The 1,760-nt window shown below is 66.8% G+C and carries 2 protein-coding genes; both read left to right on the top strand.

Annotated elements, in window-relative coordinates; genetic code table 11:
• On the top strand, positions 1–807 hold an 807-nt coding region (locus IVA82_RS24945), incomplete at its 5' end, for a tyrosine-type recombinase/integrase (protein ID WP_247493603.1).
• The coding region (locus IVA82_RS24940) for a tyrosine-type recombinase/integrase (RefSeq protein WP_247493602.1) at positions 804–1,760 on the top strand (957 nt) is incomplete at its 3' end. The genes IVA82_RS24945 and IVA82_RS24940, both read left to right, overlap by 4 nt.

Genomic DNA, 1,760 nt, shown 5'->3' with positions numbered 1-1,760 from the left:
GCCGAGCGCGGACAAACGTACGTCGAGACAAAAACAGCGATCGACTGGGCCGCGCTCGGACCATCCGTCGCGCAACGCGATGCACGGCTCAGAGCCGTCTGTCGCTTCGTACGCCATGTCCGGGTGGAGGACGTCGGGCACGAGCTGCCGCCGGCAAATCACTTCGGCGCCCGCAAGAAGCGTCGCACGCCGCACATCTACACGGCAGATGAGATCAGTCGGCTGGTCGAAGCTGCGCTGCGGCTTCGGCCAATGCGCGGCTTGCGCCCGCACACGCAAGCGACCTTGATCGCGCTGCTCTCAGCCACCGGGCTCAGGATCTCCGAAGCCCTGAAGCTGACGATCGCTGACGTGACCCGCGACGGTCTGCTGATCCGCGAGACCAAGTTCCGCAAGACGCGACTGGTGCCGCTGCACGACACGGCGGCCGCCGGCTTGCAGCGATACCTGGCACGTCGCGGGCCCGGCTCAGACGATGATCCGGTGTTCATCGACAAGCGCAATCGGCCGCTACGCTACATTGCCGTCAAGGAGACCTTCGACAGGCTGGTCGACAAGGCTGGCATCAGATCGACGTCGGCTCGCCGTCCTCGCCTGCACGATCTGCGGCACACGTTTGCGGTGCGCGCGCTGCAAGGCAGCCCGACCGGCCGAGGCCGGTGCGGGGCACACATGGCGGCACTCGCAACCTACATGGGTCACGTCAACATCTACGCGACCTACTGGTACCTCGAGGCCACGCCCGACCTCTTGCGCGATGTCGCCACGGCCGGCGAAGCGTTTATGTCCGAAGGGAGGTCATCATGACGCCGATCGCTCCCCTCATCGAGACGTTCCTGCGCGACACACTCGCTTGCCAGCGGGGCGCCAGCCGGCACACGAGGGACTCCTATGCCTCGAGCTTCCAGCTGCTGTTCGTGTTCGCCGCCGACCGGCTCAAGGTCAAACCATCGGCGCTGACGCTCGAGCAGATCGATGCCGGGCTCGTCAGCGCCTTCCTCGAGCATCTTGAGGACGAGCGCAAAAACGCGGCCGTGACGCGCAACGTTCGCCTGGCGGCGATCAAGTCGTTCTTTCGCTTCCTCGAGTACCGGCAGCCGGCAGCGCTCGAGCAGATCCGCCGTGTACTGGCGATCCCGTTCAAGAAAACTGACACGCGCCTGGTGCCCTACCTTCTGCGCGAAGAGCTCCAAGCCGTGCTCGACGCTCCCGATCCGGCGACACGCGATGGCATCCGCGATCGCGCAATGCTGCACGTGGCCATCTGCGCAGGGCTGCGCGTCTCCGAGCTGACGGGCCTCAAGGTCGATGACATCGCCCTGCCTTCGATGAGCATCCGCGTGCTCGGCAAGGGACGCCGGGAGCGGACGCTGCCGTTGTGGAAGCCGGCGGCCGCTGCACTGCGTGCCTGGCTGGCCATCCGCGGGCAGGTCGCGACACCCGAGGTGTTCGTCAACGCCCGCGGTGAGCCGCTGAGCCGATGGGGCTTTGCCTATCTGCTCAGGCAGCACGCCGCGACTGCGGCTCGCAAGCAGCCCGGTCTCGCCAGGAAACGCGTCTCGCCCCACGTGCTCAGGCACACCTGCGCGATGGTCGTTCTGCAAGCGACCGGGGACATCCGGAAGGTGTCGCTGTGGCTGGGCCACGCTACGCTGACGACCACCGAGGTCTACACGCGCGGCGATCCGACCGAGAAGCTCGATGCGATGGAGGCGATCGTGCCGCCCCACCTGCGGCGCGGCGTCTTCCAGCCCACCGAC

This window comes from Bradyrhizobium sp. 142 (assembly GCF_023074015.1).
In the GTDB taxonomy this organism is placed as follows: domain Bacteria; phylum Pseudomonadota; class Alphaproteobacteria; order Rhizobiales; family Xanthobacteraceae; genus Bradyrhizobium.
This window is presented reverse-complemented; position numbering and strand designations above follow the sequence as displayed.